Consider the following 24933-nt stretch of genomic DNA (forward strand, 5'->3'; position numbering starts at 1 on the left):
TGTCAGGTGGCGTACGAGCGGGAGCAAGCGGAGCAGCGGGAGCGGTGGGCTCGGGAGGCGGCGGAGCGTCAGGTGGCCTACGAGCGGGAGCGTGCGGAGCGTGAGGCGGCGGACCGGCGGGAGCTGTTGGAGGTGTGCCGGTGGGCCGCGGACGCGCTGTCTGACTCCTCGGTGTGCGTCCTCGATACGGAAACGACGGGGCTGGCGGAGGACGCGCGGATCGTGGAAATCGCGGTGGTCGGCCTCGACGGGCGGCCGCTGCTGGAGCGTCTGGTGAACCCGGGTATCCCGATTCCGCCCGACGCGACAGAGAAGCACAAAATCACAGACGAGATGGTGTCTGGTGCGCCGTCGTTCTCCGCGATCGTGGGGGAACTGACGGCCGCTCTGGACGGGCGTCGGGTGCTGATCTACAACAAGCCCTACGACGTTGGGCGGTTGCGGTATGAGCTGACGCGGCACTACGTCAGCCGGGCCGCGGACGCGGCGGCCCGCTCAGGGGCGGCCTCGGTGGTGAGCCTGATCGAGGGTAGGTCGCGGGGCGCCGATGGTGAGCCGTTGGAACCGTTGGACCTGCGGCCGGTTGGTGACGCGGCGGAGATGGCGGCGGCCTGGCTGGACGCGATGCGCTTTGAGGACGCGATGGTGCCGTATTCGCGGTGGGTGGGGGAATGGGACGACTACCACGGCAACTATCGGTGGCAGCGTCTCCACGGTGGTCACCGGGCCGCCGCAGATTGCCGCGCGGTCCTGGAATGCCTCGTGGCCATGCGAAAAGGCCGTGGGTTCGAGTTTTCCGAAGGGGGCTCGTAGCCGAACTCGCGGGTGGTGCGCCCAGAACGGTACCGAAGCGGGCTCGGGTTCGTCCCGGCCCGCCGAACCGAGGGTCAGACCTCGACCTCGTACGAGTGACAGACGGCTGCGGCCGACACCGGCCCGGTGGGACACTGCGCCGGTGTCGGGATTCACGAGGGATACCAAGCGCTACGGCGACAAGCTCGTCTACGAGGCATTGGGCACGAAGTGGCGCCGCTACCACGACGCCCCTTGCGGGTGCGGGCTGAACTGGGTGACCGAGCACGCCGAGCCTGCCGGGTTCACCGTGGTCCGGGCGGGCAGCGGCTGGGTGGCCCTGGTCGGGCCCGGTCTGACCGAAGGCGTGGACGAGACGGCGCTGACCGCGAACGCGCTGTGGGAGGCCGTGACCGGCAAGCCCGGGCAGGGCTGGGTGGAGACCCTGCACGTGATCGACCGCAGCGAGGCGGCCGAGAAGTCGCGCAAGGCGGAGAACGACGCCGCGTACGCCGACCGACGCGAACGTGCCACTCAGTCGAAGAAGGACCCGGCCACCCCGGCCCAGCTGAAGTACCTGAACACCCTCGTCGCCCGGGCCGGGAGGGAACGGTTCGACGCCGCGTACAACAAGGCGGTGAAGGGCACCGGGGTGGCTCCACGGGGAGCGGAGGAGAAGACACAAGCGGCGCTGGGGCGGCTGACCAAGGCGGCGGCCCGCAAGCTCATCACCGCTCTGGTCGGTCCGTAGAGCGGTCTTTCTGCTCTCCGTGCACACCACCTCATCGGTGATCGGCGAGACCCGTAGCGTCACGTATAGGCGTCACGCGGTGACGCCTGCTGAACGCGAACGCTGCCGACGCCGCCATGCCCGCGTCCTGCACCGCGGCGAGCAGACCCGGGCATCCGAGCGCTTCCGAGTGCCGAGAGGGCTGCCGCTGGCGTACCAGGTGTCTCCGCACTCTGGGCAGCGGAACCGGGGCCACGGGTGCCTCCGGCCCTCGATCAGAGCCCGGTATGCCTCTCCGCCGGCGTCGATCGCCGCCCAGCGGGCCCGCGCCACCCGCCAGGCCCTCGTGCGGCACGCCGAGCCGCAGTACCGACGGGATCGCCTGCTGCCTTCGGGCAGATCCCTCGCGCACTGGCTGCACCTGCGGACGTTCCTCCTGGCCACAATCCCAGGGTCCGCCTGTCCGGCCGCCTCCGACAAGCGCGCACCCGGTCCTACCGGGCCCCTCAGGTTCCAGCATGATCATTCTTTCCGGGATGCGGTGCTGGTCCCGCGTTGCGGAGACTGTGCTCGATGAGGCCGGGCTGATCGACGGTGCCGGTGTAGCGCAGGGCCGCGCCGACGGACAGACCGAACAGGTCGCAGATGCGGCGGGGGTCACCGCCGGTGGCCTCGGCCTCGTGGAGGAGGCGGTCCTCGCGGAGCCGGCGGGCGGACATGCCGAGAACGTCGTTGATCCAGACGTTGCTGACCGGCTCGACGCCGCAGCCGGTGGTCTGGGAGACGAACAGGTGAGGGTTGGCAGTGCGGGGCCAGCGGTGGTTTCGGTAGTCCAGGTAGGTCGCCACGCGGATACGTACGGGCTCGGCGAGCAGGACAGTGCGGTCGGGCAGGAACAGGCGTCCGTCGCGCAGGTCCGTGGTCTTCAGGCCGCGTAGCTGCGCGGAGGTGAGCGCGTGGAAGATGACTAGGGCGGCCAGCGCGGCTCGCGGGGCCTGCTGGTCGTGGAGGATTTCCCGGAGGGCGTCGACCTCGACGGGCAAGGGAATGGTGGGGGTCGGCATGCCGCAGAAGATCCGGGCGGTGGGGTCGGTGAAGATGATCCGCCGGTTCTTCAGTGGCCGCAGGATGTGCCGCAGGCCCTGGAGCATGTCCACGCGTGGGGTGCCGCTGTCGGGCAGGACGGCGAGGACGTCGGCACGGGTGACGGACCTGAGCGAGTCCTTGCCCTGATCCACCCAGGTTCGCAGCGCGGGCAGTGCGTGTGTCACCATCCGCTGAATCCATCGGGGCGGACGCGCTTTGACACGCGGCGCGGTGGTGCTGCCGGACAGCTTCAGTTCGAACCAGGTGGTGAGCTCGCCGAGCATCGGTTCGGGAAGGCCGACGGTGCGCTCGCGGAACCAGGTAACGACGCCGGGGGTGCGGTCGTCGTCCAGCATGTCGAGCTGTGCCAGCAGCTTCAGCAGGGGTCTGACTGGAAGGAGCAGGTCACTCAGCAACAGCACGTCGGACGCCCTGAACCGGGCGCCGGGCGTCTCCTGGATGCTCAGCAGGACACGTAGCCCGCGGTCCAGGCCCCAGGCGGTGTAGTACTCCAGCCCGTGGCGTTCGGCGTAGTCATCGACGGCGGCCTTGAGCACCGCTGCAACCTCCGGCGCGTCGACCTCGGGGAATCCCCGCTCTTGGCCGCGCCGCAGGTCCCGGCCGTGTGGAGGGAGCATGACGAGCTGCTGGTGCTCTGCCGGCCTCAGCGGCGGCGGAGGCTGCGGAGCCGGCTCGGTCCGACGCCGTGCCCCCTTCGGGTTCAGCAGTTCCAGGCGCCGTTCCATGTTCGCGAAGTACAGCTGCTGCCCGTGCCGGTTCGATCCTTCCAGGTCCAGGGCCTGGCGGCGGGGCCGCAGCATCTGGGCCTGCTTCATGCACAGCCGGCACGCGCCGGCCTCGGCCAGGTGCAGGACGCGCCCGCAGATCCGGCAGGGCCCGGTGCTCTCGTAGAGGCGACGCCACGCACGGCATCCCACGCACATCCGGCCGTAGCGCCGCAGCATCCCCCAGGCGAAGCAGTCCGGGCAGGACGCCGCACGCTCGGCTGACGAACCGCGGTAACAGTCCCTGCACTTGAACGCCGTCCAGTAGTCCTTGGTCGACCCGCACTGACGGCACGGCGGCGGATCGCACGGCTTCGGTCGGCAGCGGTGGCAGTACTTCGCGCCCTGGCTGGACACGGGCCGCTGGCGGCACCGTGGGCAGGTCCTCGGCGGGGTCATCAGAGCGGCGGAAGGGTCCGGCCGCGGCCCAGCCGCGGCACCACCGACGCGGACCCGGTGGCCGCCTGCGGCTCGGCCTGTGGCCTCCTGGCCGCCGCCACCTCCGGTTCATGCACGAGCAGATCCGCCGTGGTGCACTGAAGCACCAGGCAGATGATGTCCAGGTCATCGAGCCGGACCGTCGTCGGCGTCCCCGTCCACAGCGCCGACATCTTGCCCGTGCTGATCTCCAGCCCGGCCTCCGCCAGGCGCCGGCGCATCTCGGTGGACTTCCAGATCCCCCGCTCGGCGGCCTTCATCCGCAAGTTCCAGCGCATATCCTCTCCTCAGCCCAGGCCCAGCCGGGTCGAGACCCGCTGGTTCGCCGTCGCCCACGTCTGCTCGATGTGGTTCTCGTGTACGTGGATGTACCGGGTCGTAGTGGACAGCCATTCGTGGCCCAGGAGCTCTTGGACCGCCTTCAGGTCGACGCCTTGGAGGTAGAGCGAGGACGCGCAGAAGTGCCGGAGGACGTGCGGCGTCAGGCGCCCGGCCCACGCGGGCAGGAAGGCCGCCACCGCGCCCTTCAGGCCCGACCGCAGCGCGTCGTCACCAGCCCGCAGGCAGAACCCGGTCAGGGGGTCGCGGCGCTCGCTGGGGAACATCGGGGCGTCGGGGTTGGCGTAGTCGTCGCCGAACTGGTGCCGCACGTCGCCGAGCCACCAGTCCATCAGGTGGTCCGTCGAGTTGATGGCCGGCACAAGGCGACCCTTCGGCCCGCGCCCCCGGCTGCCCTTGCCGTGTCGGACGTGCAGCTTGCCGAAGTCGCCCAGGTCCGGCCGCCAGTCGCGGATATCCAGCTTGAGCGTCTCGGTCATGCGGGTCCCGACCCGCCGCCACAGTGAGGCCACCATGTAGTCCCGGGCCGCGGGCAGGAACTTCCTCGCGCTCCCCAACGACTCCCGCCACCCGTTGAACAGCTGCTCCACCTCCGCCTCGGCGGGCGGGATGCGCTGGGTTCCGTACTCGCTCTTGGCCGGCCGGTTGAACTCGTCGATCGGCTGCACCAGCACGTGACCGGTCAGCGCGTGGATGTCGCCCTGGTAGCGAGCGATCAGGAAGTCGAAGAACTGTGCGAGCGTCCACGCCTTGCTCTGTACCGTGCTGTGCGCGAGCCGCTTGACCTTGCGCTGGTCCGCCAGGAACCGGTCGGCGTCCTCCGGACCGCTCGTCCACACCGGCCTGCCAAGGAACCGCACGTACTCGAAGATCGCCCGCCGATCGTCGGCAATCGAACCGTCCGCCATCCCGGCGCCGACCCCGGCGAGCAGGAACTGGTCGACCAGCTCCTGCTCGAAGTCCTCGTACTCCTGCGCCGTCGCCAGTCGCCGCGGCGTACCGATCGACCGGACGACCGCGAGCGTCATCGACGCCTCAGCTCACTGCGAACGACCATGCGTCATGGATAGCGGCAGAACGTCAGGAATCTCGACGGAACGTCGAAGTCTTCAGGCGATCGAATGAACCCCCGCTCACCAGTGCCGCAGGTCAGAAGATGATGGGCTGTCCAGAAGGAACTCGCGGGAGTCCCGACAACGGACCTGGAGGACCTGGAGGACCTGGAGGTGGACGACAGTGCCGCCGCGTGAGGGGCTGAAGTGGGCGAGCGTGCTGTGTGAGAACTGCGATCACCCTCGGCGCTGGCACGCGGATCCGGGTGTGGATCCGGGGCACTGGCCGCCGGTGGGGTGCGGTGGCCGGCCGGGAGGCCGCCGGCCGCGGGGCTGCTCGTGCGGCTTGTTCTGGCCGCCGGCCCATCTCGTCGACGTGGATCCGGACGTGCCGCGCCCGTAGGGCGGGCGGCCCGGCCGCGTTGGTCGGCCGGGCCTTGGAACTGGGCTTCTTGAAGGGAGAGTTGCGGTGGTACAGGTGCGGTTCATGGCGAGTGACCGGGCGTTGGGGGAGTGGGTGGCGGAGTTGGCGTTGTCGGCGCTGCGGGCGTCGGGCACGGTGCGGGTGGGGGATCCGACGGAGCTCGTGCATCGGTCTGGTGGTCTGCGGCTGGTGGTCGATGTCCAACCGGTGGCGGGGCCGGGTCGGGTGACGCGGGAGGAGGACGCGGGGGCGTCGGCCGGTCGGCGGGCGTCGACTCGGCGGCCGCGGCGGCGGGCGCTGCCTCCGGCGTCGGGGTAGGGCGCCGCCCGCTCGACGTGGGTACCACGAAGCCCCCGGCCGCGGCCGGGGGCTTCGTGGTGTGGTCAGCGGTGTATGCGCCGGATGACGTCGACGGCGCCGGCCGGCAGGTCCAGCACCATGTCCCAGTCTTCGAGGGTGACGCCGTGGGCGGCGGCGGCCGCGAGGAGATCGGTCACAAGTGCGGTGGCGGCGGCGCGTTGCTCGTCGGTGAGGGGGGCGCCGTGGAGCGTGACGGCGGCCACGCGGTCAGCGATGCGGCCCTGGTGGTTGGTGGGGGACGGGGTGTCGTTGGCCTCGGTGTCGCTCTCGGCGCCGGGGGCGGTGTGGCTGGTCATGGGGTCTCTCCTCGGGGTTCGGGTGGTTAGTGGCGGGTGAGGGGCCATTCGCCGTGGGGGATGGGGGCGCGGCCGGTGGCGTCGCGCATGGCCTCTTCCGTGCCGCACATGGTGCAGATGCGGATGGTGCGGGGGGTGGTGATGCGGGAGGTGGCGCCGGGGCCGTTGATGGGGCCGGTGCACCGGGGGCAGGGCATGTCAGGTCTCCGGGGTGGGGTGGTGGCGGGCGGTGCGGACGATGGCGGCCCAACTGCGGGGGCTGGAGTTGGTGTTGTCCTTGGTCTGGAGGTGGGTTACGGCGGCCTCGGTGGTGAGGTCGGGGCGGCGAGCGAGGAGCCGGCGGGCACGCTCCAGCCGGGCGTCTCCCTGGTACCGGTAGCCCTTCCTGCCCTTCGGCCTGCCGGGGGTGGTGGGGGTGTACTGCTGGGCGAATTCCTGCATGCGCTCGTGGTGCCAGTAGGGGCGTTTGCGGCCGCTGGCCAGGGGGTGCCAGTAGTCGGGCGTCGGGAATTCGGGCGGGGGGGTGTTGTCCCCGCTGACCCATCGGCTGATCAGGCTGGTGTCGCCGTGGCCGCAGAGCTGCGCGAACTCGGCGGGGCCGCCCATGCCCTCGGGGACCGTGGGGCCCGCGGCCGCCTTGGTGCGGAACGGCTTGGTCTCGCTGACCCATTGGTCAAAGGCGACACTGGGCCAGTACAGGGTCCGGGCGCGGGGTGCGGTGGGGTCGTCGCCGATGACGGTTTCGGCGTCGGGGTGGCCGTTGGTGTCGCGGTCGCGCCATGCGTTGCTGAGGGTGCGGGGGCTGACGCCGTGGCGGGTGGCCAGTTCGTCCCGGGTCTCGTGGCGGCGGCCGTTGATTATGCGCATGGGGTGGTCCTGGTCGTGGTCACGGCTGGGGCAGTGTCCACGTGCGGACCTGGGTGGGCGTGGTGCCGTACCGGGTGACGGTGTGGACGTCGGTGGGGGCTGTGTAGGCGGCCCAGTCCCAGTATCGGGGGTGGTCCTGGGGCAGGTGCAGCAGTAGGAGTGTGCCGGCGGGGTGGGTTTCGACGTCGGCGACGATCAGGCGGTCGGTGGTGGGGGTGGGGGACTCGGCGAGCGTGCCGGGGTACACGGTGACCTCGTCGCCGGGGGCGGGGTCGGGTGTGTCGGGGAGGGGCTGGAGGTCGTCTACCATGGTTTTTGCTCCTTTCAGGGGCTGTTCACCGGGCAGGGCTGTGGTGGCCCTCGGGCGGTGAACATTGACGGCCGGAGCGGCGGGAATGCGTCCCGCGGGTGCTCCGGCCGTCGCCTTTGTGGGTGGTGGTCAGTGGCGGCGGAGGCGGGCGGCGGCCGCGCGGTAGGTGAGGGTCAGCGGCCAGTTCAGGGCGACGGCCGCGCGGTAGATGACGGTCAGCGGCCAGACCACGACGGCCGCGAGGAATCCGACGGTGATGGCGGCGATATCGAGGGTGCTCGCCGGCTTCTCGATGTGCTGGAGGGGCTGGGTGTTGTAGGCCAGCGTGACCAGGATGCCCGCGATGACGTAGAAGAAGATCATTTGCGTAAATGCCTTGCTGTGGTGGGGTGTTGGTGGCCTGGGGCGTGCGGCGGCGGCGGCGGTGGTGCCGCCGCACGCCGGCGGTGTCAGTGGGGGCAGATCTGGCGGAGGAAGTGGGCCAGCTCGGCGGCGGCGTCCGCGATGGCGCGGGCGTTGGTGGGGTCGACGTCAAGGACGTCGCCGCTGTCGTCGGCGGCGTGGGCGCGGTGGTAGTGCGCGGCCCATCCGGTGGCGCCGTGCGGGGCCGGGGCGATGGAGATCGTGCCGCCGTGGATGACGGGGACGATCAGCCCGGGACCGGTGGGGGTCTGGACGGTGCGGGGGGTCAGTCCGTGGGTGACGCTCAGGCGTTCCCCGATGTCACGGAGGCTCACTGGTCGCGCCCTTCCTCGCCGTTGCGGGCCTGGTGGGGGACGTCGAGCCGGCCGGGGCCCGGGGTGGGGGGCCTGCCGCTGGTGTCGGGGGCCGTGCGGGGCCGGGGGATGGTGGGGATGGCGCGCTGGTTCCAGTCCTGTTGGGACATGGGTGTGTGCTCCTGTGGTGGTTTCGGGTGGTGGCCCGGGCGGGATGCGGCCCGCCCGGGCGGGTCAGGGGTTGGTTTGCCTGACCTGGGTGTGTCGTCAGTCGCGCTGTGCGGCGGCGTCTTGGACGGCGCGGGTCAGCGGCTCCAATTCCTCGGCCAGCGTCGGGTCCTGCGCGATGGCGTCGCGCACCCCTTCGCGGATGGCCCGGAAATCGCCCTCGGGGAGGGTCAGGAGGGTCTGCGCCGGCTGCGGCTCGATGTTCTCGGCGAACACGGCGACGGCGGTGCGACCGGGGGTGATGGGGCCAAGGGCCCAGAACCAGGCAAGGGTCATGGGCTCGCCGGCGCCGTCGTAGTCGCCCACGATGATGGCCGTGCCGGTCGGAATGCCATAGAAGACATCGTTCTTGGTGATGTGGACGATGGCGCCGGTGGGGGTTTCCGGGGTGGTGTCCTGGTTCAGCATGGGGTAACTCCGGTGCTTTTGTGGTGGTTTCGGGTGATGCTCGACGGGATGCGGCCCGTCAAGGTGGTCGGGGGGGAGATCCCCTCCCCGACCAACACCCCAATTAAATCATGTTCTAGCCCGACCTGCAATCCGTTGCGGGGTGTGTCGTGTGCTGCTGTGGGTGGCAAGTCGGCTGGTGAGGGTGGGGAGTTGGCCGCTTGCGGCGGGGTGGTGGGCGGTGGGGTGCGTACCGCCCGTAGGGCGGTGTGTGGTCTACGGTCCGCAGACAACCGGCACGGCGCCCGGCCGGCGTCGGATAAGGCCGTCTGCGGCCGTTTCGGCGGTGGACGGTGAACGCGCCGTGCGGCCGGGCTGCCGCCCGGAGGGCGTCCTTTGGCCGCCGTGACCGGCACTGGTGTGGATAACCGGTGCCGGTCGTGTGGGCCTGGGGCGGGCTGGCCGTCGCGCCCGCCCCTGGGGGTGGGTCAGGCGGTGGCGATCGGGGTCCACTGGACCTTGCGGAGGTAGGTCTGTGCGGTCCCGTCCCGGTAGGTGGTGTGCCGGTGGACGGTGGCGGTCACCTCGATGCGGTCGCCCTGGGCGGGGAGGTGTCGGGTGCGGGAGGTGGCGGGCCAGATGTAGATGTTGTGGTCGGCGTCGCGCAGCTTGATCAGGTAGCTCCTGGTGGAGCCGTTGCGGTGGGCGCCCTGGTCGATGACGACGGCGACGGTCACGCGGCGGGTGATCGGGTCGCCGTCGGGGACGCCTTGATGGGTGCTCAGTCGGCGGTCGGCGTCCTGTTCGGCGGCCACGGCGGCGCGGTGCTGTGCGCGGCGCCATGCGGGTACGGCGGAGCACAACAGGGGGATGTCCTGCTCGGTGACTTGGTCGGCGGCGGCGACGCGGGCCAGGTTGCGGCGGTAGTCGTCGGCACTGTCGGCGCCGTCCCGTGCCCAGGTGAGGATCGCGCCGGGCTCGTCGAGTGCGTAGCTGGCGAGTGCGATGGCGCGGAACACGGCGGGTTCGCCGGTGTAGCTGTAGCCCTGGAGGTAGGCGCGCACATCGAAGGCGGTGGGGACGGGTGCCTCCCACTGGCGGGAGGTGGGTTGCCAGTATCCGCGTGCCGCGATGACGGACAGCGTCGCGTCGATGACCTCGATGGGGGTGGGGGCGAACGTGGCCGTGGCGGTGCTCATCTGGGGCTCCTGTGGTGGTTTCGGGTGGTGCCCCGGCGGGATGCGGCCCGCCGGGGGTGGGGGCCGGGGCGGGATGCGGCCCGCCCCGGCTGGTGTGGCGGTTTGTCAGTAGGTGCCGCACGTGCGGCAGGTGGGGGCGTTGATGGTGTTGCGGGCCTGGCACGACGTGCACCGCCATGCGGCGTGGGCGGCGCAGTCCCGCAGGTTGGCGGCCTCCTCGACGGCCTTCGTCAGCGGCCCAAGGGTGTCGGTCAGGACGTCGGTGTACGCCTCGCCCAACCGGTCCTGGATCACCTGGAATGCGCCCTCTGGGAGAGTCAACAGGTCCGTGGTCTGCCGGATGGTCTCGCGGGGGAACAGCGCGTGGGCGGTGCGTCCGGGCTCGATGGGGCCCATGCCCCAGAACCATCCGATCACCATGTCGGCGGTGTCCGGCGTCCCGTAGGCGTTGACGATGATCGCGGCCCCGTGGGGGATGCGCGGGTGGTGGGGGTTTTGGAGGACTCGCACGATAGTGCCGGGGGTGAGGTCGGCGACGGTCTGAGCGGTGGCGTGCTGGTCCAGCATGGGTAACTCCTGTGGTGGTTTCGGGTGGTGAGTTCCGGCGGGATGCGGCCCGCCGGGGGTGGGGGCCGGGGCGGGATGCGGCCCGCCCCGGCCGGGGCTGGTCAGGGCCGAGTGATGGTGATCTCCTCGGGCCAGCCGAACGGGTTGTCGCCGTGGTGGTCTCGGGCGTGTGCCTCGGCGGCGCGGATGATCTGCTCGGTGATCTGGCCGCTGTCGGGAGCGTCGTCACGGACGGTCGCACCCTCGATGGGCATCGCGTGGAGAAGTCCCGACCCCTCGGGGTTGCGGACCGTCAGCGTGCGGGCGGTGCCAGGCATAAAGACTTCGTCGAGAAGGGCGAACACCGTGGCGGCGGGGGTCTGGGCCGGGGCTTCCTTGATGTTCTCGGCGGTGGGCTGGTGCTGTTCGGGGTGGTAGGTCTCCTCGTCGGCCACGGCGGCTTCGATGGGGTGTAGGTCGTGGCCGAGGTCGCGCAACAGGCGGAACCAGCGGGCCGCTTCGGGGCGGGAGTACGGGTTGTGCTGGTCGTCGGTCCGCCATGCGTCCTGGCGCGTCTTGCACTCGAAGCCGGCGGCGACCACCGCGAACATCACGACCGGGAGGCGCCTAAACGGGGCCTTGGCGACGGCCTTTTCGATGGCGGCGGCGCGGCCCGCTTCCGGGGCCTTGATGCTCAACAGGTCGGCCAGTACCTCGTCTTGGCCGTTGGCGGTGAGGCGTTCGGCCATCTTCCCGCCGCTGATCATCATCTCTGCCACGAAACGGTGCATCTTGTTGACGGTCTTGTCGGGGAGGGTGCGGGCGGTGACGAGTCGGCCGATGAACGCGCGGCGTTCGGCGGTGGCGGCGTCCCAATCGCGGTTGCCGGCTTTGACGGCGGCGCGGTGGGCCTTGGCGGCGGCGCGGGAGACCTGCTCTACCGTGTCGCTGGCCGGTGCGATGTGCTCGTAGAGAACGGCGTTAACGCAGTAGGCCGTGTAGTGGTCGTCGCCGGTCTCCAGGGTCCACGCGTGGCCCTTGCACCTCTTGTGGTGGTGGGTGCGGGCGTCGTCGTCGAGTTCGGCGACGGGGCGGGCGTTGGGGCTGAGTTCGTCGGCGGGCACGATGCGGGCGCCGGCCTTGGTCAGCTTGGCCCGGTGCTTCTCGGCCTTGACGGCGTTGGCGGCGGCCTGGGTCTCGCGGGTGATCATGTGCGTGATGTTGGGGGTGTAGCGGCTCTCGGCGGCGGCCTGCTCGATGCGCTGGGCGGCGTCGGTGGGGAGGTCGGCCAGGGCTGCCATCTGGTCCAGGGTCAGGCCGTGATGCGCCGTCACCTTGCTGACCGTCTTCGACCCTCCGGCCTTGATGACCTTGCGGGCCTCGGTCTGGGTGCGCAATCCGCCGGCCGCCTTGACCTCTGCCAGGGACGCGCCGCACTCGGCGGCCGCGAACAACGCGCCGTGCTCCTCGGCGGCCTTCAGTCCTCGGCGGTGCCGGGCGGTTGCCACCATGTCAAGGTACTGCCCGGCGTCGTCGCGCTCGTCGTCGCGCTCGTAGGGCACGTGCGTGATCTTGGCCTTCTTGGCGCCGTCAAGACGAACGTGCCCGTCGATGACCTTCCATCCCTTGTCGGTGAGGGTGATCTTCAGCGGGATTCGCACGCCGTTGACGCGGATCGACTCGACCATTTCACGGTCTGCGCGGGCGTCCTTGCGGGCGTTGCGCGGGTGGCGCATGAGGTCGGTCACGCGGATGAGGGGGCGGCGGGAGTAGGGGAGTTCGGCCAGTCCGGCGGCGCGGGCGGCGGCGGCGCGCTTGCGGCCGTCGACGATCAGGGGTTCACCGTTGCCGGTGAGGACGATGTGCAGCGGGTCCGTGACGCCGTGCGCGGTGATGTCGGCGACCAGCTCGGCGTCCGGCTCGGGGAGGGTGTTGCCGGGGTGGGCGGTCAGGTCGTCGATGCTGTGGGTAGCCCACTGGTGGGTCTGCTGCTGAGTGGTCGTCACGGGGGACTCCAGGGTGGTGGTTTCGGGTGGTGACCGGGCGGGATGCGGCCCGCCCGGTTGGCCGGGGAGAGTGGAGATTCCCTCCCCGGCCAACACCCCAATTACATCACGTTCAAGCTCGCATTGCAATCCGTTGGGGGGTGTTTCGAGGGAAGAAAATGCAGGTCGGGCCATTTCTGACGGTGCGCCATCGACCCTCGGGGGATCGTGGTACGGCCAGTGCGCGACGCGCGCGGGGTGCCTGAATAGCGCTGCGCCCCCGCCGGTCTGGGCGGGGGTGCAGCGATACGGGTCGTGGGGTTACGTGGCCTTGCGGGGGGCGGTGAAGCGCTCCGGGGTGTAGAGGAGTTCGCCTGTGTGGACGTTGCGGGCCTCCCACCAGCGTTCTTGGTAAGGCATCTTGGGGGCGTCGGGGTCGACTCGGTGTCGCAGGAAGTCCATAGCCAACTGATGCGAGGCGTATGCGAATTGCGTGGACCGCACGCCGTTGCGCGTGAGGTAGCAATTGAGGCCCTGCTGGACGCCCCAGAACGTCACGTGCGGGTCAGCATTGTGTTTGAGGGCGGTGGTTGCCATGGGTGCTCCTCGTGGTGGTTTGGGGTGGTGATCGGGTGGGATGCGGCCCGCCCGATTGGCCGGAGAGCGGGGATTCCCTCCCCCGACCAACACCCCAATTACATCATATTTCAGACCAAATTGCAATCCGTCGAAGGTGTTTCGTGATGGAGAAGTGGCAGGTCAGAGCCTTTTTGATGATGTGTCAGTTTCTTTTTTGGGTGTGGCGGGATGGTGGGTGGTGGGGTGGTCGGGGTCGGCGTGTCCGCTAGGACGGAGGGGGTCCGGGTGTGGGGTGGGTGGTCCCTCCGGTCGGTCGGCATCTCACGGTGGGCCGCGCGGTGGTGGGGGTGGCGGAGCTTGCGGAGCTGCCCCCGGCGCCGTGTGGCATGGTGCGGAGGTGGCGACCGACCGGAGGGACCACACGGCCCACACCCCCACCACCGCAACCCCTTCCCCTCCCGCACCCAACAGTCGTGCCCTGGGCCCCTCTGGGAGCGTTGCGCCCCCCGGAGGGCCGCCGGAGGCTACGTACCGGAGCGGCGTCGGTCGTGACGTTACGGGGTGTTGATGCCGCGCCAGCCGTGGCCTAGGGCACGGCGGCGTGGCCGTCGCGGCGTCGCCTGTGCCTCGTCGGCGTCGCGCGTCTCGTCGGCGCCGTTGGGGGGCGGGGTGATGCCCAGACGGGTCCGGGCTGTGTGGAGGGCTCGGAGTATCGCGGCCATCTCGGTGCCGATGCCGGGGCGGGCGATGGTCAGGGCCAGGGCCGTGATCTCGATCGCCTGGAGGGCGTCCTCCACCGCGGCCGGGCCCAGCTCCTCCCATCCGGTGGTGTCGTGCAGCTCGCACGCGGTCTCTGCGAGTTGCTCGGCGACCTGGCCGGCGGTGTTGCTCATCGTGCGTGTCCTCGGGGTGGTGCGGGGTGGGGAGGGCCCGGCGGCGGGCAGCATCGGCCGGACGCGAGCGCCGCCGGGCGGCCTCCAGTGTCCCCTATGGCCCGCGACGTTACGCATGGTGTGGTTGTGCGGAGCGGTTGGCGTGACGGGGCGGGCGGGGGGCCGTTGGTCAGTGCATGGTCAGGCGGGGTGTGGTGCGGTGGTTGGTCCTGGTGCTGGTGCTGGGTGGCGCCTGTGGGTGTGTGGTGGTGCGGGGGCCGGGTGTGGGGCGGCGGGTGGTGGTGCCGGGGCCGGCGCGGTCGTGGTCCTGGTCGCCGTCGCCGATGGTGCCGGGGCCGGCGCGGGAGTTGGTGACGTCGGCGCCTGGCCCGCGGCGGGATGGTGACGGCACCTCGGCGCCGGCGGAGCGGCCGGCGCCGGTCGACGCCGGCCGGCCGCACGACGACGACCGACCGGCGCGACGGCCGATCGGCGGGGCGGCGGCGCGTCCTTCTCGACGGCCGGCGGCGCATCGGCCGGCGCCAACTCCGCGCCGCCCGGCGCCGGTTCGGCGCCGGCATCGTCCGGCGCCGGTGCGGCGGCCGTTGCCCTCGATGCCGGGGGGTCGGGTGACGGGGCGGGAGATGGGGCCGTTGTGTGCGGCGGCTGCGGGGCGGGTGCGGCCGGAGATTGTGGCGCTGTGCCGGGGGTTGGCTCGCTGACGGGGTGTTGTCGGGTGCCGGGTATGCCGCGGCCCCCTGGCACGGGGGAGGCCAGGGGGCCGGGCGGGCGTGCCCCTGTGACGGTGGGGCGGCCGCGCACGGCCACCGGGGGCGTGTCGGTGGGCCGTGGCGGTGAGGAGGTGTCCGGCGTGCTGCACGACCGGACGGGACGACGCTATCAGCGGCACCGGCGGGTTGCGGGGCGTTTGATGATCCTGTGTCAACTCGTCGTGGCGTGGTGTCACCGCGCGGGGTGGTTTTGATGCTGATGTGATGTCTGGATGTCAATGGGGCCGTTGTGCTGGCATGACAAAGAGGTTGTATGCGGCACTGATTGCCGCGGCGTGTGTGGTGGGGGCTGTCGCTGGGCCGGCGTCGGCGACGGGATCGGCGACGCGCCAGGGCAATACGGTCACGGTGTACGGCCGCGGGTTGCACGTGGATCGCGTGACGACGTCGCGGGCGCCGGCTCGCCTCCACGCGCAGGCGCGGCTGTTTGTCGAGCGCGGCGGCCGGGAGGCGCTGTCAATTCGCGGGTGGACCAGTGCGGAGGAGGATCGCGGCCGCAACGTGGTGACGTGGACCATCAACCGGCCTTTTGGGTCGGGGGATCGGCTGTGTTCCGAGTGGAGTAGCTACGGGACGCGGGCTCACCCGGGGCGGGCGTGCATGATCATCCATCCAGAGTGATCCGTGCGGACAGCAGTGGGGCCCGGCAACTGCCGGGCCCCACTTGCGACTTCTGGGCTGTGCTACGGGCCGGAGATGATCCAGATGAGCTCTAGCCGGCGCTCGTCCTCGTGGACTCGGTACAGGAGCGTGATCCTGTCGCCGGTGGGCGTCGGGCCGGTGGTGATGCGGCGGAGCTCCGCCGCGGTGATCGGCTCTGCGATGCCGGCGCGGGGATCCGCGGCGAGCGCGGCGAGCGCTTCGTGTACCGCTCGGCGGCCGTCCGGGGGCAGGCTTGCAATCTCCTCGCCCAGATGGGGCCGGAGATAGACGGTCCAGTCGCTCACCGAGGGCGGCCGCCCTCTTCGCCGACGGCGAGTATGGCCGCGTACTCGTGCCAGGGCACTAGGTCCCCTTCCGTTTCACCAGAAAGGGACGCGGTGATCGCGGCGTCGACCTCCGGCCGGCTGCGTAGTGCCACCACGTGCCGGGCCTCGGCGTAGATATCCGGGAGCTCGCCGACGCGTGCGGCGTCCAGGCGCGCGTCAAACAGCACCAGATCGGCCGGGGAGTGCGCGGCCAGGGCGGCGCGGATCTCCGCTCGGGTACGAGGGCCCTGGTCAGCGGTCAGCCGGTAGGGGTTGCGGGGCGGGGGCTCGGGTGCGGGTAGGGCGCTCACTGCAGGGGCCTCCTGGGTCGTCTGGTGTCCACGGTACCGCCGTCTGGGGTGGCTGGTGGAGGGCCTGGGGAGACCGGTGGGGGCCTGGGCGGAGGTTTCCCGACCCGGGTGACAGAATCGTACGTATGTACGAGCATCTGTGGCCGACCGATACGCATCTCCTGCGGGTGCTGGAGCGGTATCTGTCGCTCCAGCTTGCGGAGGTACGGCGCCGGCTGGCGGCGGCGGAGGGGGCCGCCGGTCGGCCCGTCGCGGCCGCAGTGCCGGCGTCGACTGGACCGCGGCCGCGGCCGGCGGCGGCTGCGGAGTGGGTGATACAGGTGGACGTGGGTCGCACCCGGCGGCCTATCGCTGTCCACCGGGGTGGGTGCCCGGATGCCCGGGGCCCGCGGACAGTGCCGGCCACGCGGCGGGACGCGGTGGATGCCCTGGCCGCGGGAGTCCCGGCGTGCCTGCACTGTGCACCGGATCGCGCGCTGGGGCTCGACCTGTGAGGCGGCCGGGCGGGGCGGCGGTGCTGCCCTCGGCCGCCCCGCCGGATCTGGATCGGGTGGTGAGCTGGAGGGGTACCGCGCGATGCACGTTAGGTGGTGAGGGCCCAGCTTGGGCCGTCGGGCGAGTCAAGCCACACCCGTTGTCCCCGCTCGTCGACGGTGACGCCGTAGCGGTCCGGGCCGGGCTGGTCGGCGTCCCGGTAGATCCGGTGTGCGGCTTCGAGATTGCCCCACACCGGCCGCGGGCCGATCTCGGTCACGGTGCCGTCAGGGCGAAGCTCGGCAAGCGATCCGTCCTCGGCCCACACGCGGGCACCGGTGATGCGCCGGTCGTCGTCGACGTCGTATTGCCACGTGAGCCCAGGCTCAACGATGCTCACCAAGAACCGAAACGCGTTGTCACCGATGGCAGCGGCAGGCAAGGCCGACGCGCGCCCCTCACCGGTGGGAAGCTCCGGACGGCGGGAGGGGACACCGTCGCCCGCGCCTCGACGGAGCCGCATGAAGAACGCGCCACTGGGCAGAAACCGGCCCGCAGCGCTGCGGCGGCCAGTGCGATGGATTCGCGCGAGGGCGTTGCCCAGGGGAGCGAGGATGAACCCGCCCTCGGCAAGTTGGGCGACGAGAGCCGGCGGGATGCTGTCGAGTCGGCAGGTCACCATGATCCGGTCATACGGTGCCCGGTCGGGCCAGCCGAACGACCCGTCACCGGTCACCACCAAGGGACCATGCCCGGCGACGGCGAGCCGGTCACGGGCCGGTGCGGTGATGTCGTGGCTGATGTCGATGGTCACCACCTGGTCGTCCCCGAGCCGGTGAGCGAGCAACGCGGCGTTGTAGCCGGTGCCCGCACCGATTTCCAACACGCGCATCCCGTCTGTGACTTCGAGGGCTTGCAGCATGCCCGCCATGAGCGAGGGCTGAGAGCTGGAGGACGTGGCGGCCCCGTTGGTGCGGTGAGTGACCAAGGATCGGTCTTCGTGCACGGCGGTGAACCACTGCGCGCGGGTGTCGGGGTCGTCGCTGCTGATGCGGTTGCCGGCGTGGTCGTAGAAAAACGGGACGAACACGTGCCGGGGCACGGTCTCGAACGCCACGCGCCATGCCGGGTCGGTCAGGTCGCCGGTGTCGGCGAGCACCTGGGTGAGCTTCGCGCGGGCGGCGACGGCGTCACCGTGGATGTCCTCGGGGGTCATGTCGTGTGACCTTTCTGAAGAAGATCGGCGATGGCGTGGGTGATGGCCTCGCGGGTGACGTCGATCCAGGCCCATTGCCCGCCCGCGTTGACGTCCACAAGGTGATGCGCGCCTTGGGTGTCCACGATGAAGTCCAGCGCGGCAAAAGTGAGTCCGAGGCGGCGCATCATCGCCCGAATCCCGTCCTGGACGTGCCGGGGCAGCGTCGCGAGCTCGTAGGTGTGCTCGCGGGAGTGCTGGCGCCAGTCCAACAGCGCGGCGCCGGCGCTCGCGTGGATCGCGGCGGGAAACAGGCGGCCGTCGACGACGGTTACGCGGACTTCGTACGCCTTGTTGACGATCTCGCGTTGGAACAGGTGCGCCGTCAGCGCGATGCGCGGATCGTTCCATTGCTCGGGTGGGACGCGGCGGCTGTAGAGCTGGCCGCGCTTGCCGTCCTCGGTGTGGACGATGCCTCCCAGCACCTTCGTGATGATCCGGCCGCCGCACCGCTGCCCGAACGCCTCGACGGCGTCCGGGTCGTTCGTGATCAGCGTCTCGGGGACGTGCAGCCCGGACTCGACGGCGGCAGCAAGTTGGACGGGCTTGGTGCAATCGGCGTTCGCCTGGGGCCGGTTCACCCACAGGACGCCGGGCAGTGCTCCCAGGACCGTCATTGCCTGTTTGGCCTGCGTGGCGGCGAACCGCCGCTCTGGGGCGCTCATCGTCTCGGCGAACTCGTGGCCGGTCGGCTTACGCCACCACACCGCCCGCAGCTCTGATAGGTCGATTCCTCGTCCCCGGCCGTGCCAGGCGCCGGCCCATTGGCCATCCGGCTGGAGTTCGGCGTGCAGCGTCGTGTGGGTGGGGAAGTCGGCGAGGTCGGTTCGCCAGAACGGCACCCCGCGTGCGCCCAGTTCCCGCAGGACGAAGTCCGCGGTGGGGTCCAGTGCATAGGTGACGACGAGCACGCGCGGCGAAGCACCGCCGCGCGTGCCCTGCCCATAGTTGGGGCTCATTCGTCGTCGTTCAGATCCATGTCGACGGCGAGAACGTCTTTGCCGTCCGACTCGGTGTTGCAGGCCGACCCCATGGTGACGATGTCGCCGTCAATGCACACCTGTCCGTCGGCGAGCGAGAGTTGTGTTACCGGGTCGACCGCGACGACAGGGCGCCGACCGTCGATCACCTGCGGGTTGGTGAGTGAGTCGAGACCGAACGGCCGGGTAGCGGCCGGTCCGGCGGGTTCGGTGTTGATCTGGTGGGACAGAGTCGGTACCCGGTCCAGCAGTGCAGACATAACATGTTCCCTTCGTGTCGTCGATGCGTGATGGTGCACCGGTCGCCCTTGTCGGGCAGGGCGCCGGGTCTTGCGTCCCTGCCGGAGCTCAGCATTGCGCGAAGGAGCTGGCCCAGGCAGGGGGCTGTGGGTCCCGCTCGGGCCGTCGAGCTTGCCGGGCGGGGGCTGGTGCGGGTGAGCCGGCCGGTTTTGTGCCGCGGTCGGCCCACCGGGTCTAGGGCAGGCTCTCGGCCGTCGACACGGCTGCGATGTCGGTCACGGGGGTCAGGCCGTGCAGCGACACCACCTGGCGGTAGGCGACGATCCAGGGCAGTTCCGGCGCCGCCCCGTACTCGACACTGACGAACTCGCCGTCGTCCTCCGGCCGGGGCAGGCGGGTACGCGGGTGATAGCGGATGCCCTGCACGCCCCACAAAGGCGCCCGCTCCGCCCATACGGCCACGTAGCCGCGCTGAAGGTGCGGGCACTCCTCCACGACCGTGGGCGCGCACGTCGTGCAGATCGGCGGCGTGCTGGTCAACCGCCCCTCGTAGATGGGCGCTGACGCCTTCGTGAACAAGTACAGGTACCGGCCGGCCGCCAACGCCGGCTTCCCGCACACCTGACAGAGCTCCTGCAAAACCGCCCGACGCTGGCGGAAGGGGTGCACGTCCTGAAGCTGCGGCCGTCCCTTGCCCCGTGCCGAGGACCAGCGCGCCCACAGCGCTCCGAACCGGTCCCGGTCGTAGAGGGTTTCGTCGACATACCCGAGTCGCTCGCCATCTTCTCCTCGCCGGACCCATCGACGGGGCGCAAGGTCCTGCTCTGCGCTCCAGAGCGCGATGTAAGGGACGGTCAGGGCGTAGTCGGTGGTCATGTCAGGTTCCTGGTCGGCGTCGGTACGCGGTATTGGCCGCTGATGCTGGTGAGAGCGGCCCGGAGGTCCTGGGGATCGGTGAGCCCTTCGGAGGGCAGCACCAACCATGTGCGGGTGGCGGTCTGAGGTGAGTCGGGGGGTGGGATGGTCAGCGTCGTGCCCTGGCCATGGACGGTGATGTGCTCCAGTTCCTCCAACTCGTCGGTGGAGCCCAGAGGGACCAGCCACCACGCCGACGTCTCCAGGACGCTGACCATGAGCGAACCGACATGGCGTCTTCTGGCGGTGAGCCACGCCATCGCGATCATGCCGAGATCCAGGGGGAGTTGGGCGGCTAGCCATCGCTGGCCGGTGGGGATTTCGGCGGCCTCCCCGTGGCGCCATGCCTCGCGTACGGCGTCGGGGTTGGTGGCGGCCTCGGCCGGGTCGATAGCGGTGGGTTCCATAGCTCGCTGTTCGTCATTCGTGGTGGTGGAGGCCCCCGGCCGGGCGTGTGGTCGGGGGGCCTGGGGCCGCCGGGTCCTGTCGGGGGTCAGGCCCCGGCGGCGGTTGAAGGGGGGCCGGGCGCGCGATACAGACGCCCGGCCCCGGGGTGCCGTCAAGGCGGGAACCGGAGGCGGCACCCTTGTGCACCGCATCTCGACCGGTGCGCCGCCGGCGGGATGCCGGCGGCCTGGCCCCGAATCGCGTCCGGGGCGCCGCTCCCTGACGGTGGTACACGTGGCAGGGAGCGGAGATCAGTTAGGCCGCTGCTGCTTTGAGCGCCGCCCGGCTGTGCGCGGCGTCGTACGCCTCGATGAGGTCCCAGTCCTTGCGGCCGTGGGTCTCGGGGATGCGCGCCTCACGAATCCGCGTCCAGGCGTTGCGTCCGCCTTCGGTGTCCATGCGGTACTGCGCGGCCTGCTCCAGGCCCCGGCGGGTCAGCAGCCCCATCTCGTACCGGATGCCGACAAGGTTGATCCAGCAATTTTGCGTGAGAAGCGCGGCGTGCTCCGGGTCTTGGTCGGGCTCGTCGGCCTCACGCACCGCGAGACGCTGCCGCAGTTCCTCGTACCGGAGCGCAAGGGTGTGCTTAGCTCGGGCGTCGGTCAAGTAGGCATGGGCGGCGCCTACGGCTGCGACGGCCAACAGGCCCACTCCCGTGAGACGGGACATGTTTCGTTCCTTCCATTTGGGCGTTCCGGCACCGGTTGGCGCCTGGCTGGTGGGGTGAAGTGCGGGCCGCGGAGCATGGGCGGCACGATCACGACGGCCACGACGAGTACGAACGTCGCGAGGTGAGCCCTGCTCACCTCGCCCCCACGGCAACGGGTGTGAGTTCCTCCAGGGCCGCGGCGATACCACTGGCCAGCGCTTCCGGGGGCGTCATGGAGGAGACCAGCGGGTGCGGGACGGTGATCCACGTACGCCCGTCGCCTCCCAGAGTGCGGCGGCCGGTGTAGGTGTTGATGATTGGGGCCGGCCAGTACGTGATGCCGTCGGCGGCCCACTGGCTGATGAGTTTCAGCTCTCGGCGTCGGCCTCGTAGGGGCGGCCAATGAGCGCGCTCGCCGCGTGGCACCACGAATTCGACGTATCCGGGGTAGTGGGCCTCTTCTTCCCGCCCGGCCTCGTCGAGCGTGACCTCGACGCGGCTGGGGACCAGTAGCGCCGGGCCGTGGGGCAGGCGGCGCGTCCGCAGCTCGTCAACGGCCTGTCGCCCTACCGCCTCGGCTACACGGACCACATGCCAGCGGGCGCCGATGGGGATCTCTGCGACTCCTCCGACCGTCCAGGCGCCACGCACCGCGGCCTCTACCGCCCCGGCCTCCACCGCGACGTCTAACGCCCGTTCAAAGGCGGTCCGGCTCAACATGTCGCCTCCCCCGCCCGATCGAGATAGGCGGTCAGGTGCCGCTGGAGCTCGGCCGGGTGCGCGGTGGTGCCGCTGCCGTCTGGGAGCACGGCCCAGGTGACGGGCCAGTTTCGACGGGAGGCGCCGGGTTCAGGTGCCGCGACCCAACTACCGGTCCCTAACGGGCGGGTGGAGTCGACGCGCCAATTCGCGGCGGTCCCGGGCGGTACCAGCACATAGCCGCGCTGCCACGGCTGATCGCACAGGACCGGGACCCGGGACCCGAGTAGGGGCAGGATGTCGTAGGCCGTGCGGTAGGGCATGACCACGGCGTCACACGTCACCCCGAGTGGGATCATCGCGGTGCGAAGCCGATGCGTACGCCACTGCCTGAAGATGCGTTCCGGATCGTCGGCGGCGCTCGCGATCCACTGGGCGCCTGTCAACTCTCCTGCGGGGGCCCTCACTTCGCCCCCCGGTGGTCTTGGCAGACCCGGACGTCCCAGCACAGCGGAGCGCCGATATCGGGGATGGTGCGGACCTGCCCCGCCGGCTGGAGCGCAGGGCCTCGGCCGCGGCTACGGCCGCACACGATGCACGCGGTCCCCTGGAGCCTCGCCAGCTCGGGGACTCCCTCGCGTACGCGGTAGACGCGCTTGATCGATTGGTTCGCTGGCATAGGCTGCTCCGGCCCTAGACGCCTGCAACTGGCCCGCCACAAAAGCAAGATCACCAGGTGTGACCGGTGAACCGCCGTACGTAGCGACACCGACAGTGTTGCACTGGGACTCCCCCCGTGGGAGTCCCATGAAGAAATTCCCCCTAAGGGATTTCGTCGCATGCGTGGCTTGCGTCGCTGTCACCCCTCCTGGTCAACTGCTGACCGCGACAGAGAGGAGGGAACCATGCCAGAGCCGGCACGTATGCAGATCGCGAACGGCTTGCGGGCCCTGCGTGATCGCAGTGGATACACGCAAGAACAGGTTGCCGAACGCGCACGATACGGAAAATCCACGGTCAGCCGCTACGAGGACCCATTCAGCGCGCACAAGATCGTTGCCCGCACGGTGCGGCTGCTCGCCGAAGCCAGCGGCGCAACGTCAGCGGAAGCGGCCGCCCTGGTGCGCCTGGCGGAGGGAGGGCAACCGCAGTGGTGGGCCGATGACGCGGTCGCGCCCTCGCTCCATCCCCTGCTCAACCTGGAGCAGACGGCCGACGCCGAATGCGTCATGGCTCCGTGGCTGGTCCCGGGCCTCCTCCAAACCGCCGGCTACGCGCGGGCAGTTCACCATGCCGAGCATCCTCGCCGCGACGACGCCTCGATCCGGCGCATGGTTGATGCGCGGATGGAGCGTCAGCAGGTCCTGACCACCCGGGATGGACTGCCGCCGTTGCATCTGTGGGCCATCCTGCATGAGACGGTTTTGCGTAGCGTCGTGGGCGACCGTGACGTCATGGCCGGACAGATCGCGCACCTGATCGAGGCTGCACAACGGCCCAACGTCGACATACAGTTGATCAAGTTCGACAGCGGCGCAAGTGCTGCCGGCGCCGGCCACTTTGTCACGCTGGAGGCCGGAACAAAGGCTGCGGTGTATGTGGAACTGCTCGGCGGGGGCGTATATGTCTCCAATCCCGTCGAGGTGGAGTCCTACAAAACTACGTTCGATTACCTTCGGAGTCAGGCCCTGTCTACGGACCGCTCTCTGGGGATTTTGAGATCAGTACATGAGGAGTACGCAACATGAGCGCAGCCCGTCCGACCGCTGCGGAGCTGGCGGCGGCCCGCTTCGTGAAGAGTAGCTACAGCGGGGGCGGTGGCAATGAGTGCGTGGAATGCGCCTCGGTCGACGGCTGGACTGCGGTCCGGGACTCCAAATCGCCTGGTGGCCCGGTACTTGTCGTACAACGGGCCGCGTTTGACGATCTCCTCAAGCTCGTAACGACGTCCTGACCTGACGCCGGAGTAGGGGCCGCCTCGTAATGAGGCGGCCCCTACGTCGTTTAACGGCCCCGGCGGCGCTGGCTCCGGCTCCCCTTCTTCGGCTGGTTCCGGTGGGCTCGTTGCCGCCCGCGGCCTGACGCTGCGTCCGCCGGCGTCGTCTCCGGGGCGGGGCGAACGGCACCAGTTCCCCGGTCGCCCTGGGTCTGGTCGCTCTGGGAGCTGGTGCGCTGCTGCGGCACGGCGGCCGGCGTGGGTGCCTCGGCCGCCTCGTCCTGGTCGGCGTCCTCGGCCGCACGGCGGGCCTCGGCTGCGTCGTCGACCGCGGCCTGTGCCGCCTGCTGTGCCTCCAACACCCGGCGCTCCGCCTCCCCCTTCGCCTCCGACAGCTTCCCGGCGCATCCGTGATGTGCCACGTGGGCCGCGGTGAGCTGTTCTCGCAACTCCTCCAGCTCCGCACGTAACGTCGCGCCGTGTTCCTGTGCCAGTTGTTCCGCATCGGCGAGCCGCTGCCGTGTCGCGCCGGCCTCGGCCGTGGCACGCTCGGCGGTGTGCTGTGCCGCCTCGGCCAGATGGACAGCAGCGACCTGACCGCCTTCGGCCTCGGCACGTGCGGCGTCGACTGCCGCGTGTGCCGTGTGCGCCGTGGTGAGCTGCCTCCGCAGTTCCTCCAACTCGGCACGCGCCGCCGCGACCTGAGCGCGTGCCCGCTGCTCCACATCGGACACGCGCTGGTCGGCGGCCTCGCGTGCCTCGACGACGCGGCGCTGTGCGTCCGCCCGTTCGGCACGCTCGTGCTGTTGCACCTCGGCAAGCTGTCGCAATGCCTCCTGGCACTGGCTACGGGCCGCCTGGGCACCCTCCTGGGCCTCGGTGGCGAGCTGCAACGCGGCCTTCTCCGCGCCTTCGGCGCGCAGTTGCGCGGCCTGTGCCGCCTCCCGCTGCTCGGCGGCCGCCCTCAGGTCCTCCCGAAGTGCCGCTTCCCTCGTGCGCTGCTCGTCCCGCTCGGCACGGAGATCGTCCACCACGGTGGTCAGACGGTCGCGCTCGTCGGTCAGGCGGCTGTTCGCCCGGTGCGCGGCCTCGGCGCGCTCATGTGCCGCACGGGCCTCGCCTTGTGCCGTGTCGACCGCGTGGCGGGCTTGGTTGATGATGGCGTCCTGTGCGACGTCCAGCCGCCGTTGTGCTGCGGCGAGCCGTGCCGACAGATCGCCGGTGCCGCTGGGTTGAGCCATCGCCCGCGGCACAAGGCTGCGGCCCGGTTCCGGTGT

Annotated in this window: 34 protein-coding genes; 6 read left to right on the forward strand and 28 right to left on the reverse strand. The window is 70.6% G+C overall.

Annotation, left to right across the window (positions count from 1 at the left end):
* Window positions 1-72: 72 nt before the first annotated feature.
* Both ACIQU6_RS30670 and ACIQU6_RS30675 read left to right on the forward strand, forming a co-directional pair.
* On the forward strand, window positions 73-813 hold the full coding sequence (locus ACIQU6_RS30670; protein WP_403484963.1) for a 3'-5' exonuclease: 741 nt from the start codon (window positions 73-75) through the stop codon (window positions 811-813).
* A gap of 142 nt (window positions 814-955) precedes the next feature.
* Complete coding sequence (locus tag ACIQU6_RS30675) at window positions 956-1543, forward strand: hypothetical protein (protein WP_403484964.1); 588 nt, start codon at window positions 956-958, stop codon at window positions 1541-1543.
* Window positions 1544-2028: 485 nt separating this feature from the next.
* Here the strand turns inward: ACIQU6_RS30675 and ACIQU6_RS30680 are convergent, their stop codons facing one another.
* The 3 genes from ACIQU6_RS30680 to ACIQU6_RS30690 are packed head-to-tail and all read right to left on the reverse strand — an operon-like array spanning window position 2029 to window position 5198.
* On the reverse strand, window positions 2029-3750 hold the full coding sequence (locus tag ACIQU6_RS30680) for a hypothetical protein (RefSeq protein WP_403484965.1): 1722 nt from the start codon (window positions 3748-3750) through the stop codon (window positions 2029-2031).
* A 41-nt stretch (window positions 3751-3791) separates the two neighbouring features.
* On the reverse strand, window positions 3792-4109 hold the full coding sequence (locus tag ACIQU6_RS30685; protein ID WP_215186552.1) for a helix-turn-helix transcriptional regulator: 318 nt from the start codon (window positions 4107-4109) through the stop codon (window positions 3792-3794).
* Window positions 4110-4118: 9 nt separating this feature from the next.
* Window positions 4119-5198: a tyrosine-type recombinase/integrase gene (locus ACIQU6_RS30690; RefSeq protein ID WP_403484966.1), complete on the reverse strand. Its 1080-nt coding sequence runs from the start codon at window positions 5196-5198 to the stop codon at window positions 4119-4121.
* Window positions 5199-5709: 511 nt separating this feature from the next.
* Between ACIQU6_RS30690 and ACIQU6_RS30695 the strand changes: the two genes are divergently transcribed.
* Window positions 5710-5964, forward strand: a complete 255-nt coding sequence (locus ACIQU6_RS30695) for a hypothetical protein (protein WP_403484967.1) — start codon at window positions 5710-5712, stop codon at window positions 5962-5964.
* A 65-nt stretch (window positions 5965-6029) separates the two neighbouring features.
* Here the strand turns inward: ACIQU6_RS30695 and ACIQU6_RS30700 are convergent, their stop codons facing one another.
* From ACIQU6_RS30700 to ACIQU6_RS30775, 16 genes are all read right to left on the reverse strand, one after another.
* Window positions 6030-6302 (reverse strand): hypothetical protein, encoded by a 273-nt coding sequence (locus ACIQU6_RS30700; protein ID WP_403484968.1) that lies wholly within the window; start codon window positions 6300-6302, stop codon window positions 6030-6032.
* Between the two features lie 26 nt (window positions 6303-6328).
* On the reverse strand, window positions 6329-6499 hold the full coding sequence (locus tag ACIQU6_RS30705) for a hypothetical protein (protein WP_403484969.1): 171 nt from the start codon (window positions 6497-6499) through the stop codon (window positions 6329-6331).
* Window position 6500: 1 nt separating this feature from the next.
* Window positions 6501-7169, reverse strand: coding sequence for a hypothetical protein (locus tag ACIQU6_RS30710; RefSeq protein WP_403484970.1), 669 nt, complete (start codon window positions 7167-7169; stop codon window positions 6501-6503).
* 19 nt (window positions 7170-7188) lie between these two features.
* The gene (locus ACIQU6_RS30715) at window positions 7189-7479 is read right to left on the reverse strand and encodes a DUF6211 family protein (protein WP_403484971.1); all 291 of its coding nucleotides are present in this window, start codon (window positions 7477-7479) and stop codon (window positions 7189-7191) included.
* 129 nt (window positions 7480-7608) lie between these two features.
* Window positions 7609-7842: a hypothetical protein gene (locus tag ACIQU6_RS30720; protein WP_403484972.1), complete on the reverse strand. Its 234-nt coding sequence runs from the start codon at window positions 7840-7842 to the stop codon at window positions 7609-7611.
* A gap of 86 nt (window positions 7843-7928) precedes the next feature.
* Window positions 7929-8216: a hypothetical protein gene (locus ACIQU6_RS30725; protein WP_403484973.1), complete on the reverse strand. Its 288-nt coding sequence runs from the start codon at window positions 8214-8216 to the stop codon at window positions 7929-7931.
* Complete coding sequence (locus tag ACIQU6_RS30730) at window positions 8213-8365, reverse strand: hypothetical protein (protein WP_403484974.1); 153 nt, start codon at window positions 8363-8365, stop codon at window positions 8213-8215. Before ACIQU6_RS30730 ends, ACIQU6_RS30725 begins: the two co-directional genes overlap by 4 nt.
* Window positions 8366-8462: 97 nt before the next feature.
* Window positions 8463-8831: a hypothetical protein gene (locus ACIQU6_RS30735; protein ID WP_403484975.1), complete on the reverse strand. Its 369-nt coding sequence runs from the start codon at window positions 8829-8831 to the stop codon at window positions 8463-8465.
* Between the two features lie 467 nt (window positions 8832-9298).
* Entirely contained in the window at window positions 9299-10009 is a 711-nt protein-coding gene (locus ACIQU6_RS30740) for a hypothetical protein (protein ID WP_403484976.1), read from the reverse strand.
* 105 nt (window positions 10010-10114) lie between these two features.
* Window positions 10115-10576 carry a hypothetical protein gene (locus ACIQU6_RS30745; protein ID WP_403484977.1) on the reverse strand — a complete coding sequence of 154 codons (462 nt, stop codon included), beginning with the start codon at window positions 10574-10576 and terminating at the stop codon, window positions 10115-10117.
* A 101-nt stretch (window positions 10577-10677) separates the two neighbouring features.
* Window positions 10678-12561, reverse strand: a complete 1884-nt coding sequence (locus ACIQU6_RS30750) for a ParB/RepB/Spo0J family partition protein (RefSeq protein ID WP_403484978.1) — start codon at window positions 12559-12561, stop codon at window positions 10678-10680.
* Between the two features lie 300 nt (window positions 12562-12861).
* Window positions 12862-13137, reverse strand: a complete 276-nt coding sequence (locus ACIQU6_RS30755; RefSeq protein ID WP_403484979.1) for a hypothetical protein — start codon at window positions 13135-13137, stop codon at window positions 12862-12864.
* Between the two features lie 536 nt (window positions 13138-13673).
* Complete coding sequence (locus ACIQU6_RS30760; RefSeq protein ID WP_403484980.1) at window positions 13674-14012, reverse strand: hypothetical protein; 339 nt, start codon at window positions 14010-14012, stop codon at window positions 13674-13676.
* A 169-nt stretch (window positions 14013-14181) separates the two neighbouring features.
* Window positions 14182-14403, reverse strand: a complete 222-nt coding sequence (locus ACIQU6_RS30765) for a hypothetical protein (RefSeq protein ID WP_403484981.1) — start codon at window positions 14401-14403, stop codon at window positions 14182-14184.
* A gap of 1062 nt (window positions 14404-15465) precedes the next feature.
* Window positions 15466-15729 (reverse strand): type II toxin-antitoxin system RelE/ParE family toxin, encoded by a 264-nt coding sequence (locus ACIQU6_RS30770; protein WP_403484982.1) that lies wholly within the window; start codon window positions 15727-15729, stop codon window positions 15466-15468.
* Window positions 15726-16061 carry a hypothetical protein gene (locus ACIQU6_RS30775; RefSeq protein ID WP_403484983.1) on the reverse strand — a complete coding sequence of 112 codons (336 nt, stop codon included), beginning with the start codon at window positions 16059-16061 and terminating at the stop codon, window positions 15726-15728. The genes ACIQU6_RS30770 and ACIQU6_RS30775 overlap by 4 nt, the downstream gene beginning before the upstream one ends.
* A 125-nt stretch (window positions 16062-16186) precedes the next feature.
* Between ACIQU6_RS30775 and ACIQU6_RS30780 the strand changes: the two genes are divergently transcribed.
* A complete protein-coding gene (locus tag ACIQU6_RS30780; RefSeq protein ID WP_403484984.1) occupies window positions 16187-16555 on the forward strand; it encodes a DUF6233 domain-containing protein in 369 nt (122 codons plus the stop codon).
* 89 nt (window positions 16556-16644) lie between these two features.
* On the opposite strand, the gene ACIQU6_RS30785 is transcribed toward ACIQU6_RS30780, so the two are convergent.
* The 8 genes from ACIQU6_RS30785 to ACIQU6_RS30820 form a co-directional block, all read right to left on the reverse strand.
* Window positions 16645-17751, reverse strand: coding sequence for a methyltransferase domain-containing protein (locus tag ACIQU6_RS30785; protein WP_403484985.1), 1107 nt, complete (start codon window positions 17749-17751; stop codon window positions 16645-16647).
* On the reverse strand, window positions 17748-18749 hold the full coding sequence (locus tag ACIQU6_RS30790) for an MvdC/MvdD family ATP grasp protein (RefSeq protein WP_403484986.1): 1002 nt from the start codon (window positions 18747-18749) through the stop codon (window positions 17748-17750). Before ACIQU6_RS30790 ends, ACIQU6_RS30785 begins: the two co-directional genes overlap by 4 nt.
* Window positions 18746-19030, reverse strand: a complete 285-nt coding sequence (locus tag ACIQU6_RS30795) for a hypothetical protein (protein WP_403484987.1) — start codon at window positions 19028-19030, stop codon at window positions 18746-18748. Before ACIQU6_RS30795 ends, ACIQU6_RS30790 begins: the two co-directional genes overlap by 4 nt.
* Window positions 19031-19244: 214 nt before the next feature.
* Window positions 19245-19886: a hypothetical protein gene (locus ACIQU6_RS30800; protein WP_403484988.1), complete on the reverse strand. Its 642-nt coding sequence runs from the start codon at window positions 19884-19886 to the stop codon at window positions 19245-19247.
* Window positions 19883-20332 carry a hypothetical protein gene (locus ACIQU6_RS30805; protein WP_403484989.1) on the reverse strand — a complete coding sequence of 150 codons (450 nt, stop codon included), beginning with the start codon at window positions 20330-20332 and terminating at the stop codon, window positions 19883-19885. Before ACIQU6_RS30805 ends, ACIQU6_RS30800 begins: the two co-directional genes overlap by 4 nt.
* A 295-nt stretch (window positions 20333-20627) precedes the next feature.
* Window positions 20628-21041, reverse strand: a complete 414-nt coding sequence (locus ACIQU6_RS30810) for a hypothetical protein (RefSeq protein WP_403484990.1) — start codon at window positions 21039-21041, stop codon at window positions 20628-20630.
* Window positions 21042-21174: 133 nt separating this feature from the next.
* The gene (locus tag ACIQU6_RS30815) at window positions 21175-21741 is read right to left on the reverse strand and encodes a hypothetical protein (protein ID WP_403484991.1); all 567 of its coding nucleotides are present in this window, start codon (window positions 21739-21741) and stop codon (window positions 21175-21177) included.
* Window positions 21735-22043: a hypothetical protein gene (locus ACIQU6_RS30820; RefSeq protein ID WP_403484992.1), complete on the reverse strand. Its 309-nt coding sequence runs from the start codon at window positions 22041-22043 to the stop codon at window positions 21735-21737. Before ACIQU6_RS30820 ends, ACIQU6_RS30815 begins: the two co-directional genes overlap by 7 nt.
* Before the next feature lie 582 nt (window positions 22044-22625).
* Here ACIQU6_RS30820 and ACIQU6_RS30825 point away from each other — a divergent pair.
* On the forward strand, window positions 22626-23468 hold the full coding sequence (locus ACIQU6_RS30825; protein WP_403484993.1) for a helix-turn-helix domain-containing protein: 843 nt from the start codon (window positions 22626-22628) through the stop codon (window positions 23466-23468).
* A complete protein-coding gene (locus tag ACIQU6_RS30830) occupies window positions 23465-23674 on the forward strand; it encodes a DUF397 domain-containing protein (protein ID WP_403484994.1) in 210 nt (69 codons plus the stop codon). Before ACIQU6_RS30825 ends, ACIQU6_RS30830 begins: the two co-directional genes overlap by 4 nt.
* Before the next feature lie 50 nt (window positions 23675-23724).
* Here the strand turns inward: ACIQU6_RS30830 and ACIQU6_RS30835 are convergent, their stop codons facing one another.
* Window positions 23725-24897 carry a hypothetical protein gene (locus ACIQU6_RS30835; protein WP_403484995.1) on the reverse strand — a complete coding sequence of 391 codons (1173 nt, stop codon included), beginning with the start codon at window positions 24895-24897 and terminating at the stop codon, window positions 23725-23727.
* Window positions 24898-24933: the final 36 nt, after the last annotated feature.

It is taken from the genome of Streptomyces sp. NPDC090442, from assembly GCF_044769405.1.
Taxonomy (GTDB): domain Bacteria; phylum Actinomycetota; class Actinomycetes; order Streptomycetales; family Streptomycetaceae; genus Streptomyces.